Source organism: Pseudomonas sp. BMS12 (genome assembly GCF_001592875.1).
GTDB lineage: Bacteria > Pseudomonadota > Gammaproteobacteria > Pseudomonadales > Pseudomonadaceae > Aquipseudomonas.
Genome location: NZ_LSOF01000003.1, coordinates 218,352 through 233,632, shown reverse-complemented (window position 1 = coordinate 233,632; position 15,281 = coordinate 218,352). Strand labels below are relative to the sequence as shown.

Genomic DNA, 15,281 nt, shown 5'->3' with positions numbered 1-15,281 from the left:
CTGGCGTGGCCCCGACTGTTGCCCCGCCACGACAGACCGGCAGCCTGCTGGATCAACCACGGCTGCAGGCGCCGCCAGCGCAGTGGGGTGGCGCGGCCAGCGTGGCGGCGGATGAGCCGCCAGCGTTGCGTGAATGGCTGGTGCTGGCCGCCGACCTGGCCGAAGCCGAGCGCCAGCGCCAGGCGCTGCAGCCATTCGGCCTGCGTATTCTGCGCCGCCAGCAACTGCCCAGCCTGGGCATGGTGCTGAGCGTGTTCCGCCTGCCGGCCGAGGCCGATGCCCAGCAGCTGGAGGGCGAACTGCGCCAGCGTTTTCCCGACTGGCAACAGGAACTCAACCTGCGCTACCGGCCGCTGGCACAGCCGGACGCCGCCGAGTTGCAGCTGCGCACCTGGGGCCAGCGCGCCATGGGGCGTGGCCAGCCGGCAACGAGCGACTGTGGTCGGGGCAAGGTGCTGGCCATGCTCGATGGCCCGGTGAACAGCGAGCTGGCCGAGTTTGCCGATGCCGATTTGCACTACCAGAGTCTGCCGCCGGCACAGTACGTCGCCAGCGGTGTCGATGCCTTGCGCCACGGCACCGCGCTGGCGGCCCTACTGGTCGGCCATGAGCAGGTTGCCGGGCTACTGCCCGGCGCGCGCCTGTATGCCTTCGGTGTGTTCGGCGAGGACGGTGACGCCGGCCTGCATACCCGTACGGACTGGGTCATCCTCGCCCTGGCGCGAGTCGCTGCACTCGAACCGCCGCCGCAAGCGGTCAACCTCAGCTTCGGCGGTTCGCGCAGTCAGCTGCTGGCAATGCTCTTCGAGCGCCTGGGCCGGCGCTTGAACTTCGTCGCCGCCGCCGGTAATGACGGCCGCGCTGGAGTGCGGTACCCGGCCGCCTATCCCGAGGTGCTGGCGGTGGGTGCGGTGGATGCGCGCCTGCGCCGCCTGCGCCAGTCCAACTTCGGTCGCCACCTGGCGCTGGTCGCGCCGGGGCAAGACATCTGGACCCTGGACGGTGCCGGCCAGGGCTTCTACGCCAGCGGCACCTCCTTCGCCGCGCCCTTTGTCAGCGCCGCGCTGGCACTCGTGCCTTCTCCGCAGGCATTGCTGGACCAGGCGCGCGACCTTGGCGAGCTCGGCCGCGACGAACACTACGGCGCCGGCCTGGCGCGTCTGCCCGGCTGTCGCTGAGCCGCGCAGTTCGTGGGCCGCAGGCTTTACTCAAGGCAGCCGAAAATAATTTGAACCGCCACCGGGGGAGTCGACGACAGAGGGGCGTAAGGCAATGACTCACGCCCCACGAGGAGCAACTCCATGAAAGCGTTCAACTCCGGCTTCACCCTCAGCAACCTCGGCCTGGCCCTGCTGCTGGCCAGCGGCGCCGCCCTGGCCGTCGACGACAACCCTGCGGTTACCGCCACCATCAAGGCCGAGCCGAATGCCGGGCAGTCGCACACTCTGCAGGTCAAGCTGGACCAGAAAGGCGAGTGGGCGGTGGTGCCCAGCAGCACGGTGAAGATGCGCTTCAAGTACACCCACCAGTGGAAGATGCAGCCGAACAAGCCCTGGGCACGCATCTATGTGGGCGAGGCGAAGATTCCCAAGAATGGCGAGATGCACTACGACAATTCGCAGATGTTCGACCTGAGCGCCGCCCAGGTGCAGGCCGCCAGCGGTTATCTGAACGTCAACCTGCCGTTCGCCAAGCTGGTCGGCGACGGTATCCCCGGGGCCAATATCGCCACCTACTGCGGCTTCGAGAAACAAAACCGCCTGAAGCAGGGCAAGACCCTCAACCAGGTGCTGCGCCAGGGCTTCAACGTCAAGATCGACAGCCCGCTGCGCATGGCCGGCTTCTACCAGCTGGGCGGCGGCCCGCACACCTCGCGGCCACCGAGCAGCCACCAGTACCACCTGTGGGACGAGAAGAACCCGGTAACCATCCAGTGCCTGGGCAACCCGGCCATCGCCGATCAGGTCGACCCACCCAAGGGGCCGCAGGGTCTGGCTGCCGGTTTCCAGGTCACCGAGGTGCAGCTGGAGGCGCAGCCGGCCAAGAGCAAGGGCGTGTGCCCGCTGGAAGTGAACCTGAAGGCCACCATCAAGGGCGTTGGAGGCGGCCAGATCAAGTACTGGCTGGAAGAGGTTGGCGGTAAAGGCGCGGCGTTGCAGCTGACCAGCAACCTGCCGGGCCAGGTCGGCGAGCAGAGCGTGCGGGTGATCAACCAGAAAGTCGTGCTCAAGCCCGAGAGCAAACCGCAACAGCAGGGTATCGGCGGCTTCCAGGCCAAGCCGCAGCAACAGGAAATCGGTGGCTTCAAGGCCAATACCCCTCAGGGCACCCTGGTCAAGCGCAGCTACCGCTTCCATGTAGTTGCGCCGAACAAGAAGCAGTCCAGCGTGGTGAATGTGGAAGTGCTGTGCACCAGCACCCTCAACGTCGATGTCGGCGGTAACGGCAACAAGCTGCAGATGGATGCGGTCAAGCCGGAGCCGCCCAAGGCTCCGCTGGGCATCAAGGCCAACCAGCCGCAACCGCCCAAGCCGACGCTGAAGTTGCAAGCCCCGCAACCGCAGCCCGAGCCGCCCAAGCCGAGCCTGCAGATCAAGGCCGCCGAACCGCAGCCGCCGCAACCCGCACTGCAGTTGAAGTCAGCGCCCTGAGTTCAGGCCATGCACAAGCCCGCCATCTGGCGGGCTTGTTGTTGGTACGGGTGTACCTGCATTTTTGGTGTCGCCCGCTACGCTGTCAGATGTATCAAGAAATATCGTGCCTGACCGATAGCTGGGAAAGGGTAGCGCCTGGCTGATCGCGAGCCGCACCAGACCAACCTGGATGGCGAGGTAAACATGTTCGGATCTTCATTGCGTAGTGAGCTGTTGCAGTGCCAGTCGCAGCTGTTTGCCAGCGAGCAGATGCTCTCTGCCATCCGCAGGAGCATGGCCCTGATCGAGTTCAGTCCGCAGGGCGAGATACTCGACGCCAACCCGCCATTTCTCACGACCATGGGCTACAGCCTGGAAGAAATCCGCGGGCAGCATCACCGTATGTTCTGCCCGCCGAATCTACTGTCCAGCCCCGAATACGCGCGTTTCTGGCAGCGGCTGGCCGCCGGCGAGAGCTTCAGTGACCGCTTCATGCGCCTGGCCAAGGGCGGGCGCGAGGTCTGGCTGGAAGCCAGCTACCTGCCGGTCCAGGGCGCCGATGGCCGGGTCGCCCGAGTGGTCAAGGTGGCTACCGACATCACCCGGCAGATCGAGGCCGAGCATCAGCACGGCAGCATGCTCAATGCCATCAGCCGTTCCATGGCGGTGATCGAGTTCAGCCCCGAGGGTGACGTGCGCACGGCCAACGACAATTTCCTGCAGACCATGGGCTATCGCCTGGAGGAAATCCGTGGCCAGCATCACCGCATGTTCTGCGATCCGCAGGAGGCGAACAGCGATGGCTATCGACGCTTCTGGCAGCGTCTGAACCAGGGCGAGTTCATCTCCGACCGCTTCAAGCGCATCGCCAAGGATGGCCGGGTGGTCTGGCTGCGGGCCACCTACAACCCCCTGTACGACGCCAACGGTCGGCTCAGTGGCGTGGTCAAGTTCGCCAGCGATATCACCAGCCAGGTCGAGCATCGCGAGGCGGAGTCGGCGGCGGCGCAGCTGGCCTTCGACAGTGCCCGCGAGACCGATGAGAGTGCGATCAAGGGCGCCGGTACGGTGGAGGAAACGGTGCAGGTTGTGCGCGGCATTGCCGACGAGCTGAGCCAGGTGTCCGAGCAGATCAATGCCTTGAACAATCAGTCCGAGCGTATCAGCAGCATCGTCCAGGTGATTCGTGGCATTGCCGAGCAGACCAACCTGCTGGCGCTCAACGCGGCCATTGAGGCGGCGCGTGCCGGCGAGCAGGGGCGGGGCTTCGCCGTGGTGGCCGACGAGGTGCGCAACCTGGCAGCGCGCACCAGCCAGGCGACCCTGGAGATCAACGACGTGGTGCAGCAGAACCAGGATCTGGCCCAGCGCGCGGTGAGCGGCATGGGCGGCAGCCAGGCCAAGGTCGAGGAAGGCGTACGCCTGGCCAACCAGGCTGGCGAGGTGATGCTGGAGATCCGCGACGAGGCACAGCGGGTGGTGGATGCCATCGGCCAGTTCACCCAGGCCTTTCAGGACGACTGATGCGGCGGTGTGCCCAGGCTGCCAGGGTGGGGCTGGTCTGCGGCTCGGCTCTGGTGGGAGCGGCTTCAGCCGCGAAAGATGATTCGCATGGACTTCACATTCGCGGCTAAAGCGGAGTGCCGCCCAACCGCTCCCACGACGACCATGAAAAAGCCCGCCGATTGGCGGGCTTTTTCATTGCGCACGATTAGCGCCCTTGCGGCGCCGGCTGCTGCTGGGTGATGCAGTGGATATTGCCGCCGCCGAGGAGGATCTCGCGGCCCGGCACCATGACCACACGGTGCTCGGGGAACAGGCGCGCGAGAATGGCTTCGGCCTCGGCGTCCATCGGGTCGTCGAACTTCGGCGCGATGATGCCGCCGTTGACGATCAGGAAGTTGACGTAGGAGCCGGCCAGGCGGATCGACGGCTCGCGTTCCTGGGCGCCTTCGGCGATATCGACGCCATCGCACTCTTCCTGGGTGGCATGGATGGCGGCCGGCACCGGAATCTTGTGCACCACCAGTTGCCGGCCCTTGGCATCGCGCGCCGCTTCCAGCACGCGCATGGCGGCCTGGCAGCGCGAGTAGTTGGGGTCGTTCTGATCGTCGGTCCAGGCCAGCAGCACTTCACCAGGGCGCACGTAGCAGCAGAAGTTATCGACGTGGCCGTCGGTTTCATCGTTGTACAGGCCATCCGGCAGCCAGATCACCGTGTCGATGCTCAGCTGCTCGCGCAGCATGGTCTCGATCTGCTCGCGGGACAGGTGCGGGTTGCGGTTCTGGTTAAGTAGGCATTCCTCGGTGGTGATCAGGGTGCCTTCGCCGTCGACATGGATGGCGCCGCCTTCCAGCACGAAACCTTCCGTGCGGTAGCGCTTGCAGCGTTCGACCTGGAGGATCTTGCGTGCCACCTCGTCGTCGCGCAGCCAGGGCCAGTACAGGCCGCCATTGAAGCCACCCCAGGCGTTGAAGGTCCAGTCCACACCGCGGACTTCGCCAGCATTGTTGATGACGAAGGTCGGGCCGGTGTCGCGTACCCAGGCATCGTCGGTGCTGATTTCCAGCAGGCGGATGTTGGGATGGTCGAGGCGCGCCTGGGCGTTTTCGTATTGCCCGGCGGAGACGCCGATGCTGACCGGCTCGAACTCGGCTATGGCTCGCGCCACGGCGGCGAACGCGGCCTGGGCCGGCTTGCCGCCGAGGCGCCAGTTGTCCGGGCGCTCGGGCCAGACCATCCAGGTCTGGCTGTGGGGTTCCCACTCGGCGGGCATGCGGAAGCCGTCGGCGCGCGGGGTGCTGTTCAGGGTGGTCATGTCCTGCTCCTGTAACCCGGATGCACTCCGGGGATGTCGTAACTGGGATGCCCGGATAGCTCCGGGATGCTGCGACGGGCCGCCGCAGCGGTGGATTATTTGCTGGCGAGTCTGCCGTCCAGGGTGTTGATCGGGGTGTACAGCTCCGGCCGACGGTCGCGGAACACGCCCCAGGCGCTGCGCACATGCTCGATCCGGTCGAGGTCGAAACTGTGTACCAGTACACCTTCCTCGGTTTCGTTCAACTCCTCGACCTTGTTGCCGAATGGGTCGGCGATGAAGGAGGAACCGTAGAAGGTGATGTCGTAGCCGTCCTGCTCCTCGCGGCCGATGCGATTGGCGGCGATCAGCGGCGTCAGGTTGGCGCCGGCATGGCCCTGCTGCACGCGCTGCCAGTGCTCGCGCGAGCTGATGCTGGGGTCATGCGGCTCGCTGCCGATGGCGGTCGGGTAGAACAGCAGCTCGGCGCCGAGCAGGGCCATGCTGCGCGCGGCCTCCGGGAACCACTGGTCCCAGCAGATGCCCACGCCGATCCTGGCGTAGCGGGTGTCCCACACCTTGAAGCCAGTGTCGCCCGGATTGAAATAGTACTTCTCGTGGTAGCCGGGGCCGTCCGGGATATGGCTCTTGCGGTACAGGCCGAGGTTGCTGCCGTCGGCATCGAGGATGGCGATGCTGTTGAAGCGGGCACGCCCGGCACGCTCGAAGAAGCTGATCGGCAACACCACCTGCAGTTCCCTGGCGATTTTCTGGAAGTGCAGGATTGCCGGATTTTCCTCCGCCGGAGTGGCCAGTTGCAGGTAGTCGGGGTTGGGCTTCTGGCAGAAATAGGGCGTCTCGAACAGCTCCTGGAGGAGGATGATCTGCGCACCCTTGGCGGCCGCCTGGCGCACCAGTTTCTCGGCGCTGGCGATATTGGCGGCGCTATCCCAGGAACAGGCCATCTGGGTGGCAGCGACGGTCACGATGCGTGACATGAAACACCTCGCAGAAGCATGTGAGAGAGGTTATCTGACACTAGCAGAGCCCCATGGCTGTGCCGTGGGTTACGGTCGGCGGTCAATTTATATCCGATAAAAATCGACTTTAAAAGCACTTATTCAGCTTTTGTGGCAAAAATAGAGCCACGGGTCTGATATTTATCGATAGATGTATGGCGGTGTAAAAGCGCGCTGTGCTCGCGAAACGGGCGATCGCGAGGCTCACCGAAAAGCCGATGGATATCGGCTCAGGTCAGGGGCTGTTCGCGCTTGGGCAGCGCCGGCGGCAGGTACAGGCCCAGGTAGGCGTCGAACACGCGCATGCCTTCCTCGGCCAGGCGCGGAGTGATCTCGCCATGCAGCTGCACCGAGCGGGCGTAGACCCGGTCGCCCAGCTCCATGGCCAGGGCGAACACGTCGACGTCCTCGGGCAGTTGCGGCAGCGGGAAGTGGCGTTCGAACAGCTGCTGCATCAGACGGCCCAGCTCCAGGTCGTGCTGGCGGTCGGCCTGGGTCACCTCGGCCAGGCCGTGCTGGGCCAGGATCAGCTGGCGAGCGGCGCTGTCGGCGGCATAGATGGCCAGCATGCGCTGCTCGACGATGCGCGACAGGTCGTGCCAGTGCTGCAGGCTCTGGTGTTCCACAGGCTGCAGCAGGCAGTCGCGGAAGGCGGCATGGATATCGGCGGTCAGTGCTTCGAGCAGCGCCGGCACGCTGGCGAAGAAGTGGTACACGGAGGAGGGTGGAATGTCGGCTCGCTCGGCTACCGCGTAGATGGTCAGGCCGGCGAAGCCCTGCTCGCGCAGCAGTTCACGGGCGGCGGCGAGGATCAGGGCGATGCGCGTCTGGCTGCTGGCGCGTGGCTTGCGGGGGCTGACGGTGCGGCTCATGCCGGTCTCCTGTCCGGGGGAGGCGCTATTGGACGCCACCCGGACAGGCTGAGGCAAGCCGTGTCATTGACCGGCTTCGACGGGCTGGGCGAGTGCGGCCTGACCGGCGAGGAAATTGCTCCAGACCTCGTCGCGCGCGACCTTGATCTTGTCCGAAAGCGGCGTCAGGGCGAACAGCCGGCTCTTGGCTTCGTCGAGGTTGCGACCCAGCTGGGCGCGCAGTTGCGGCTCGAGGAACTGGTTGGCGTCGGCGTTGGCGTTGGGGTAGAGCACTTCACTGGTGATCAGCGCGGCGACTTCGGGTTGCAGCAGGTAGTCGATGAACCGGTGCGCCAGGTCGGCGCGGCGCGCGCTGGCGGGTATCACCAGGTTGTCGATGAACAGGGTCGAACCTTCTTCCGGCACGACGAACTCCACCGGCTGGCCGGCATCGCTGGCGGCCAGGGCATCGCCGACCCAGGCCACGGCCATGCACAGCTTGCCGTTGTTGAGGTCATCGATATAGCGCTCGCTGTCGACGTAACGCAGGTTGGGGCGCAGGCCCTGGAGTACTTTCGCGGCGCGTTGCACGCGGCCCGGCGAGGTGTTGGCCAGGCTGCGGCCCTGGAAGTTGAGCAGGTTGTAGAGCAGCTCGTCCGGAGCATCCAGCACGCTGATGCCGCAACTGGCCAGCTTGCTGCTCTGCTGGGTGTCGAACAGCAGGCTCCAGCTGTGCGGCAGCGCGCCGCCATAGGCGGCTTCGGCTTGCGGGGTGTTGATCGCCAGGCCCACGGCGCCCCACAGGTAGGGCACGGCGTAGCGGTTCTGCGGGTCGACGGCGGCCAGTTTGCTGAGCATCTGCTTGTCCAGGTGCTTGCGGTTGGGCAGGCGCGCCAGGTCCAGCGGCTGCAGCTTGCCGGCGGCGATCAGTGCGGGCAGTTCGTCATGGGAAGGTACGGCGATATCGATGCTTTCGCCGCTGGCGAGGGCCTTGTCCAGCTCTTCGTCGGTGCTGAAGGTGTGGTACTCCACCTCGATGCCGGTGGCCTTGGTGAAGTCGGTCAGTACCTGGGGCGCGATGTAGTCGTTCCAGTTGTAGACCCGGATGCTGTCGGCGGCGGCTGCCAGCCCAGGGCTGAGGGCTAGTAGCAGGGGAGCAAGAAAGCGAAACATGACGACCTCCTCGAATGCGATGGGCATGGCTGCGCCGGCATGTGGATGCGGGCGGCAGGTTAAGGCTGGCAGTGGCGGATAAAACGACGCCGGCTCAGGGGCCGGCGTCGGGGGTGGTGCTTATACGGTGTGCAGGTACCAGTTGTACTCGAGGTCGGAGATGGTGGTCTCGAACTCTTGCAGCTCGGCTTCCTTGCAGGCGACGAAGATGTCGATGTAGTCCGGGCTGATGTACTTGTTCAGCACTTCGCTGTCGTCCAGCTCGCGCAGGGCATCGCGCAGGTTGTTCGGCAGGCTCTGCTCCAGCTGTTCGTAGGAGTTGCCTTCGATCGGCTCGCCCGGCTCCAGCTGGTTGGTCAAACCATGGTGAATACCGGCGAGAATCGCCGACATCATCAGGTAGGGGTTGGCGTCTGCGCCGGCCACGCGATGCTCGATACGCACGGCGTCCGGGCTGCCGGTGGGCACGCGTACGGCCACGGTGCGGTTGTCGATCCCCCAGCTCGGGGCGTTCGGCACGTAGAACTGTGCGCCGAAGCGGCGGTAGGAGTTGACGTTGGGGCAGAGGAAGGCCATCGATGCGGGCATGGTCTCCAGGACACCGCCGATCGCGTGGCGCAATGCGGCGTTCTCCTGGGGATCATCGCTGGTGAAGATGTTCTTGCCGGTGGTCTTGTCGATCAGCGAGATGTGCACGTGCAGACCGTTGCCCGCCTGGCCCGGGTAGGGCTTGGCCATGAAGGTGGTGTCCATCTCATGGTCGTAGGCGATGTTCTTGATCAGGCGCTTGAGCAGCAGCGCGTAGTCGCAGGCCTTGATCGCGTCATCGGTGTGGTGCAGGTTGACCTCGAACTGCGCCGGGGCACTTTCCTTGACGATGGCATCGGCCGGGATGCCTTGTTCCTTGGCGGCTTCGAGCATGTCCTGCAGGCAGTCGACGTACTCGTCGAGGTCGTCGATCAGGTACACCTGGGTGGAGATCGGGCGCTTGCCCGAGAGCGGCGAGCGCGGCGGCTGCGGACGGCCGTTCACGTTCTCCTGGTCGATCAGGTAGAACTCCAGCTCGAAGGCGGCGCAGATGCGCAGGTTCATCTCGTCGAACTTGGTCACGATCTGGCGCAGCACTTCGCGCGGGTCGGCGAAGAACGGCTTGCCGTCGAGTTCGTGCATGGTCATTAGCAGCTGCGCGGTGGGGCGCTTCTGCCAGGGCTCGTTGCACAGGGTATTGGGGATGGGGAAGCAGATGCGGTCGGCATCGCCGATGTCCAGGCCGAGGCCGGTGCTTTCGACGGTGGAGCCGTTGATGTCGAGGGCGAAAAGCGAGGCCGGCAGGTTGATGCCTTTCTCGTACACTTTATGCAGGCTGTTACGTTCGATGCGCTTGCCGCGCACAACCCCGTTCATATCTGCAATTAGTAGGTCAACGAACTGGACCTCAGGGTGTTCCTTAAGGAACGCGTTCGCTTCGTTGAGCTGAACGGCACGCGGGGGTACCGACATGATGCAACACCTTTATTGTTAAAAATTTCAATCATTCATTCGTACAGCTGTGAGTCAATCTCAAACACCCTGTACTGTCAATAGCCTACCATTTTGCCCTGAATTGGGGCGAGAAGGCCATTTTTGGGGCGTTACAGGGTTTTTAGACTGCCTGGTCAGCCTTGTGCGGCGTGGTGCTCAGTGGTGTGTGTTCAATTTTTTACAGGGCTATTGTGTAAAAAATTGAACAAGGCTAATCTCGGCCTCAACCACATAACAGCAATAAAACAGGTGTTCCATGTCGCGCCTGCCGTTGATCGGCGTTACCGCCTGCACCAAGCAGGTGGGTCTGCACCCCAACCACATCGTCGGCGACAAATACGTCCGTGCGGTGGCGGTGGGCGCTGGCGGCCTACCGCTGGTGATTCCCGCCCTGGGCGAACTGATCGATCAGCCGACTCTGCTGAACAGTCTCGACGGCCTGCTGTTCACCGGCTCGCCGTCCAATGTCGAACCCCATCATTATAGTGGCCCCGCCAGCACGCCGGGCACTGTCCACGATAGCGCACGCGACGCCACTACCCTGCCGCTGATTCGCCAGGCCATAGATGCCGGTATTCCGGTGCTGGGTATCTGTCGCGGCTTCCAGGAAATCAACGTGGCCTTCGGCGGCAGCCTGCACCAGCGCGTGCAGGAAGTGGCCGGCATGCTGGACCACCGCGAGCCGGTCGATGAGCCGGTCGATGTGCAATATGCTCCCCGCCACCCGGTGCAGATTCAGCCCGGTGGCATTCTCGCCGGCCTCGGCTTGCCGAGCGAGATTCAAGTCAATTCCATTCATGGCCAGGGCGTTCAGCGTCTGGCGCCGGGCCTTCGCGTAGAAGCACTGGCGCCTGACGGGTTGATTGAAGCCTTCTCCGTCGAAGGTGCGCCAAGTTTTGCCCTTGGGGTGCAATGGCACCCGGAGTGGCAGGTGCAGTCCAACCCGAATTATCTCGCCATCTTCCAGGCCTTTGGTGAGGCATGCAGGAAGAAGGCGGGGCAACGCTGAGTAGGTGAGGCAACCGGCAGGCGGAACCCCAAGGTTTCGCTAGGCTTTAACCGGTCCGCAGAAGCCGCTCTACAACCCTGAGGTCTTTATGACTAGCAAGCTCGACCAGCTCACCAGCTGGCTGAAAGAACGCAAAATCACCGAAGTTGAATGTTTGATCAGCGATCTTACCGGCATCGCCCGTGGCAAGATTTCGCCGACCAACAAGTTTCTCGACGAGAAGGGCATGCGCCTCCCCGAGAGTGTGCTGCTGCAGACCGTCACCGGCGACTACGTCGAGGACGACATTTATTACGAGCTGCTCGACGAGGCGGACATCGACATGTTCTGCCGCCCGGACGAGAACGCCGTGTTTCTCGTGCCCTGGGCCATCGAGCCCACCGCGATGGTGATCCACGACACCTTCGACAAGCAGGGCAACCCGATCGAGCTGTCGCCGCGCAACATTCTCAAGAATGTGCTCAAGCTCTACGCCGACAAGGGCTGGAAGCCGATCGTCGCGCCGGAGATGGAGTTCTACCTGACCAAGCGCAACAGCGACCCGGACTTCCCGCTGGAGGCGCCGATGGGCCGCTCCGGCCGCCCGGAAGTCGGTCGCCAGTCGTTCTCCATCGACGCGGCCAACGAATTCGACCCGCTGTTCGAAGACGTCTACGACTGGTGCGAGCTGCAGGACCTGGACCTGGACACCCTGATCCACGAAGACGGCCCGGCGCAGATGGAAATCAACTTCCGTCACGGCGACGCCCTGCACCTGGCCGACCAGATCACCGTGTTCAAACGCACCATGCGCGAGGCCGCGCTCAAGCATGACGTGGCGGCGACCTTCATGGCCAAGCCGATCACCGATCAGCCGGGCAGCGCCATGCACATCCACCAGAGCGTGGTCGACATCAAGACCGGCAAGAACCTGTTCTCCAATGCCGACGGCACCATGAGCGAACTGTTCCTGCATCACATCGGTGGCCTGCAGAAGTACATCCCCGAGGTGCTGCCGCTGTTCGCGCCGAACGTCAACTCGTTCCGCCGCTTCCTGCCCGATACCTCGGCGCCGGTGAACGTCGAGTGGGGCGAGGAGAACCGCACCGTCGGCCTGCGCGTACCGGAAGCCGGGCCGCAGAACCGCCGCGTGGAAAACCGCCTGGCCGGCGCCGACGCCAACCCCTACCTGGTGCTGGCCGCCTCGCTGCTGTGCGGCTACATCGGCATGGTCGACGGCATCAAGCCGAGCGCGCCGGTGAAGGGCCGTGGCTACGAGCGCCGCAACCTGCGTCTGCCGGTGACCATCGAGAGCGCGCTGGAGCGCATGGAAGCCTGCAAGGACGCCGAGAAGTACCTGGGCGAGAAGTTCGTGCGCGGCTATGTCGCGGTCAAGCGCGCCGAGCACGAGAACTACAAGCGGGTGATCAGCTCCTGGGAGCGTGAATTCCTGCTGTTGTCGGTGTAACCGGAACGGGCGCGGTTCGCCGCGCCCGTTGCCACTGATTTCAACGGGCTGCCGCCGGCGGCCCGCGTAATAAAGGTGTTGTTATGAACAGTTCAGTGACCAACCCGAAAACCCGTGAGTGGCAGGCCATGAGCCGTGAGCACCATCTCGCGCCGTTCAGCGATTACCAGCAGCTGCACGAGAAGGGTCCGCGCATCATCACCAAGGCGGACGGTGTCTATCTGTGGGACAGCGAAGGCAACAAGATCCTCGATGGCATGGCCGGCCTGTGGTGCGTGGCCGTCGGCTACGGCCGCGAGGAACTGGTGCAGGCCGCCGCGGCGCAGATGCGCGAGCTGCCGTTCTACAACACCTTCTTCCAGACCGCCCACCCACCGGCGCTGGAGTTCGCCAAGGCCATCGCCGACGTGGCGCCGGCCGGCATGAATCATGTGTTCTTCACTGGCTCTGGCTCGGAAGGCAACGACACCATGCTGCGTATGGTTCGCCACTACTGGGCGAGCAAGGGCCAGCCGAGCAAGAAGGTGATCATCTCCCGGCACAACGGCTACCACGGCTCCACCGTGGCCGGCGCCAGCCTGGGCGGCATGAAGTACATGCATGAGCAGGGCGACCTGCCGATTCCGGGCATCGTGCATATCCCGCAGCCGTACTGGTTCGGCGAGGGCGGTGACATGACCCCGGACGAGTTCGGCCTGTGGGCGGCCGATCAGCTGGAGCAGAAGATTCTCGAAGTGGGCGAAGACAACGTCGCCGCCTTCATCGCCGAGCCTATCCAGGGCGCCGGCGGGGTGATCGTACCGCCAGAGACCTACTGGCCGCGCATCCGCGAGATCCTCGCCAAGTACGACATCCTGTTCGTGGCCGATGAAGTGATTTGCGGCTTCGGCCGTACCGGCGAGTGGTTCGCCAGCGAGTACTACGGCAACAAGCCGGACCTGATCACCATCGCCAAGGGCATGACCAGCGGCTACGTGCCCATGGGCGGCCTGATCGTCAGCGACAAGGTGTTCGACGTGATCAACGCCGCCGGCGACTTCAACCACGGCTTCACCTACTCCGGGCACCCGGTGGCAGCCGCCGTAGGGCTGGAAAACCTGCGCATCCTGCGCGACGAGAAAATCATCGAGCGGGTAAAGGCGGAAACGGCACCGTATTTGCAGCAACGCCTGCGTGAGCTGGCGGATCATCCGCTGGTGGGCGAAGTCCGCGGTGTGGGCATGCTCGGCGCCATCGAACTGGCGAAGGACAAGCAGACCCGCGAACGTTTTCCGAGCGAGCAGGGCGTCGGCATGATCTGCCGAAACCACTGCTTCGAAAACGGACTGATCATGCGCGCCGTGGGCGACACCATGATCATCGCGCCGCCGCTGGTGATCACCAAGGACGAGATCGATGAACTCGTGGAAAAGGCGCGCAAGTGCCTCGATCTGACCGCTCGCGCGGTGCTGGTGTAAGGCTTGAGCCCCGGCTCGGACCTTGCCAGACTGCATGAGCGTTGGCCAGGCTCACCGGAGGGTGCGTTGCCCAGGCGACGCAGCCCCGGATACTTCAAACGACAAATGGAGCTAACCCGCATGATCAAGACCTTCGGTAAAACACTGCTTGCCATGACTCTGGCAGGCGCCGTGGCCGGCATGGCGCAGGCAGACAGTAAGGTACTGCACGTTTACAACTGGTCGGACTATATCGCTCCGGACACCATCGATAAGTTCACCAAGGAAACCGGCATCAAGGTCGTCTACGACGTCTTCGACTCCAACGAAACGCTCGAAGCCAAGCTCCTGGCGGGTAAGTCCGGCTACGACATCGTCGTACCGTCGAACAACTTCCTGGCCAAGCAGATCAAGGCCGGCGTCTACCAGCCGCTGGACCGCTCCAAGCTGCCGAACTGGAAGAACCTCAACCCCGACCTGCTGAAGACCCTGGAAGTCAGCGACCCGGGCAACCAGTATTCCTTCCCCTACCTGTGGGGCTCCATCGGCATCGGCTTCAACCCGGAAAAGGTCAAGGCCGTGCTGGGCGAGAACGCCCCGGTGGATTCCTGGGACCTGCTGTTCAAGCCGGAAAACATCGAGAAGCTGAAGTCCTGTGGCGTTTCCTTCCTCGATTCGCCGACCGAGATTCTGCCGATCGCTCTGCAATACCTGGGCTACAGCCCGCTGAGCGAGAACCCGAAAGAGCTGAAGGAAGCCGAGGCGCTGTTCCTCAAGATTCGTCCGCACATCACCTACTTCCACAGCTCCAAGTACATCTCCGACCTGGCCAACGGCAACCTCTGCGTGGCTGTCGGCTACTCGGGTGACGTGTACCAGGCCAAGTCCCGTGCCGAAGAGGCTGCGGCGGGTGTGACGGTGTCCTACAACATTCCGAAGGAAGGTGCCGGTACCTTCTTCGACATGATCGCCATGCCGAAGGATGCCGAGAATGTCGACGCGGCGTACGCCTTCATGGACTACCTGATGAAGCCGGAAGTCGTGGCTGAAATCGTCAACTATGTGCAGTTCCCCAGCGGCAACTCGGCGGCTACCCCGCTGGTTGACGAGGCGATCCGCAACGACCCGGGCATCTACCCGAGCGAAGCGACCATGGCCAAGCTCTATGCCTTCCCGGATCTGCCGGCCAAGGTGCAGCGCGCCATGACCCGCACCTGGACCGCTATCAAGTCCGGTAAATAACGACAGCGACACCCTCCGGCGGGTGCTCCCGCCGGAGACCCGCCAGGAGGCTTCCATGGCCCTTCGACTACCGTTACACACGAGCCCCACACAGCTCCGTGGGCGTGCGGCTGGGCGAAAGGTGCAAGTGTCAGGGAATGGCAGCGAACTCAT

General features: G+C 64.0%; 12 protein-coding genes and 1 pseudogene. 8 read left to right on the top strand and 5 right to left on the bottom strand.

What is annotated here, in order from left to right; translation table 11 throughout:
• The 4 genes and pseudogenes from AYB31_RS02180 to AYB31_RS22195 form a co-directional block, all read left to right on the top strand.
• On the top strand, positions 1-1,178 hold a 1,178-nt coding region (locus tag AYB31_RS02180; protein WP_153020622.1), incomplete at its 5' end, for a S8 family serine peptidase.
• Between the two features lie 123 nt (positions 1,179-1,301).
• Positions 1,302-2,651 carry a hypothetical protein gene (locus tag AYB31_RS02175; RefSeq protein ID WP_068825333.1) on the top strand — a complete coding sequence of 450 codons (1,350 nt, stop codon included), beginning with the start codon at positions 1,302-1,304 and terminating at the stop codon, positions 2,649-2,651.
• A gap of 186 nt (positions 2,652-2,837) precedes the next feature.
• Positions 2,838-3,614, top strand: a pseudogene (locus AYB31_RS22200) (PAS domain-containing protein); the annotation flags it as partial.
• A gap of 87 nt (positions 3,615-3,701) precedes the next feature.
• Positions 3,702-4,157 carry a methyl-accepting chemotaxis protein gene (locus tag AYB31_RS22195; protein ID WP_442961786.1) on the top strand — a complete coding sequence of 152 codons (456 nt, stop codon included), beginning with the start codon at positions 3,702-3,704 and terminating at the stop codon, positions 4,155-4,157.
• A 187-nt stretch (positions 4,158-4,344) separates the two neighbouring features.
• Here the strand turns inward: AYB31_RS22195 and aguA are convergent, their stop codons facing one another.
• The 5 genes from aguA to AYB31_RS02145 all read right to left on the bottom strand — a co-directional run bounded on the left by aguA (position 4,345) and on the right by AYB31_RS02145 (position 9,973).
• Positions 4,345-5,451: an agmatine deiminase gene (gene aguA, locus AYB31_RS02165; protein ID WP_068825329.1), complete on the bottom strand. Its 1,107-nt coding sequence runs from the start codon at positions 5,449-5,451 to the stop codon at positions 4,345-4,347.
• A gap of 95 nt (positions 5,452-5,546) precedes the next feature.
• Positions 5,547-6,428: an N-carbamoylputrescine amidase gene (gene aguB, locus AYB31_RS02160; protein ID WP_068825327.1), complete on the bottom strand. Its 882-nt coding sequence runs from the start codon at positions 6,426-6,428 to the stop codon at positions 5,547-5,549.
• Positions 6,429-6,679: 251 nt separating this feature from the next.
• Positions 6,680-7,321, bottom strand: coding sequence for a TetR/AcrR family transcriptional regulator (locus tag AYB31_RS02155; RefSeq protein WP_068825325.1), 642 nt, complete (start codon positions 7,319-7,321; stop codon positions 6,680-6,682).
• A gap of 63 nt (positions 7,322-7,384) precedes the next feature.
• Positions 7,385-8,473: an extracellular solute-binding protein gene (locus AYB31_RS02150; RefSeq protein ID WP_068825323.1), complete on the bottom strand. Its 1,089-nt coding sequence runs from the start codon at positions 8,471-8,473 to the stop codon at positions 7,385-7,387.
• A 120-nt stretch (positions 8,474-8,593) separates the two neighbouring features.
• Positions 8,594-9,973, bottom strand: a complete 1,380-nt coding sequence (locus AYB31_RS02145; RefSeq protein ID WP_068825321.1) for a glutamine synthetase family protein — start codon at positions 9,971-9,973, stop codon at positions 8,594-8,596.
• Positions 9,974-10,250: 277 nt separating this feature from the next.
• Between AYB31_RS02145 and AYB31_RS02140 the strand changes: the two genes are divergently transcribed.
• The 4 genes from AYB31_RS02140 to AYB31_RS02125 all read left to right on the top strand — a co-directional run bounded on the left by AYB31_RS02140 (position 10,251) and on the right by AYB31_RS02125 (position 15,128).
• Positions 10,251-11,003: a gamma-glutamyl-gamma-aminobutyrate hydrolase family protein gene (locus AYB31_RS02140; RefSeq protein ID WP_068825319.1), complete on the top strand. Its 753-nt coding sequence runs from the start codon at positions 10,251-10,253 to the stop codon at positions 11,001-11,003.
• Positions 11,004-11,091: 88 nt separating this feature from the next.
• Positions 11,092-12,450: a glutamine synthetase family protein gene (locus AYB31_RS02135; protein ID WP_068825317.1), complete on the top strand. Its 1,359-nt coding sequence runs from the start codon at positions 11,092-11,094 to the stop codon at positions 12,448-12,450.
• 83 nt (positions 12,451-12,533) lie between these two features.
• Complete coding sequence (locus AYB31_RS02130; protein WP_068825315.1) at positions 12,534-13,907, top strand: aspartate aminotransferase family protein; 1,374 nt, start codon at positions 12,534-12,536, stop codon at positions 13,905-13,907.
• Positions 13,908-14,027: 120 nt separating this feature from the next.
• On the top strand, positions 14,028-15,128 hold the full coding sequence (locus tag AYB31_RS02125; protein WP_068825313.1) for a polyamine ABC transporter substrate-binding protein: 1,101 nt from the start codon (positions 14,028-14,030) through the stop codon (positions 15,126-15,128).
• Positions 15,129-15,281 lie beyond the last annotated feature (153 nt).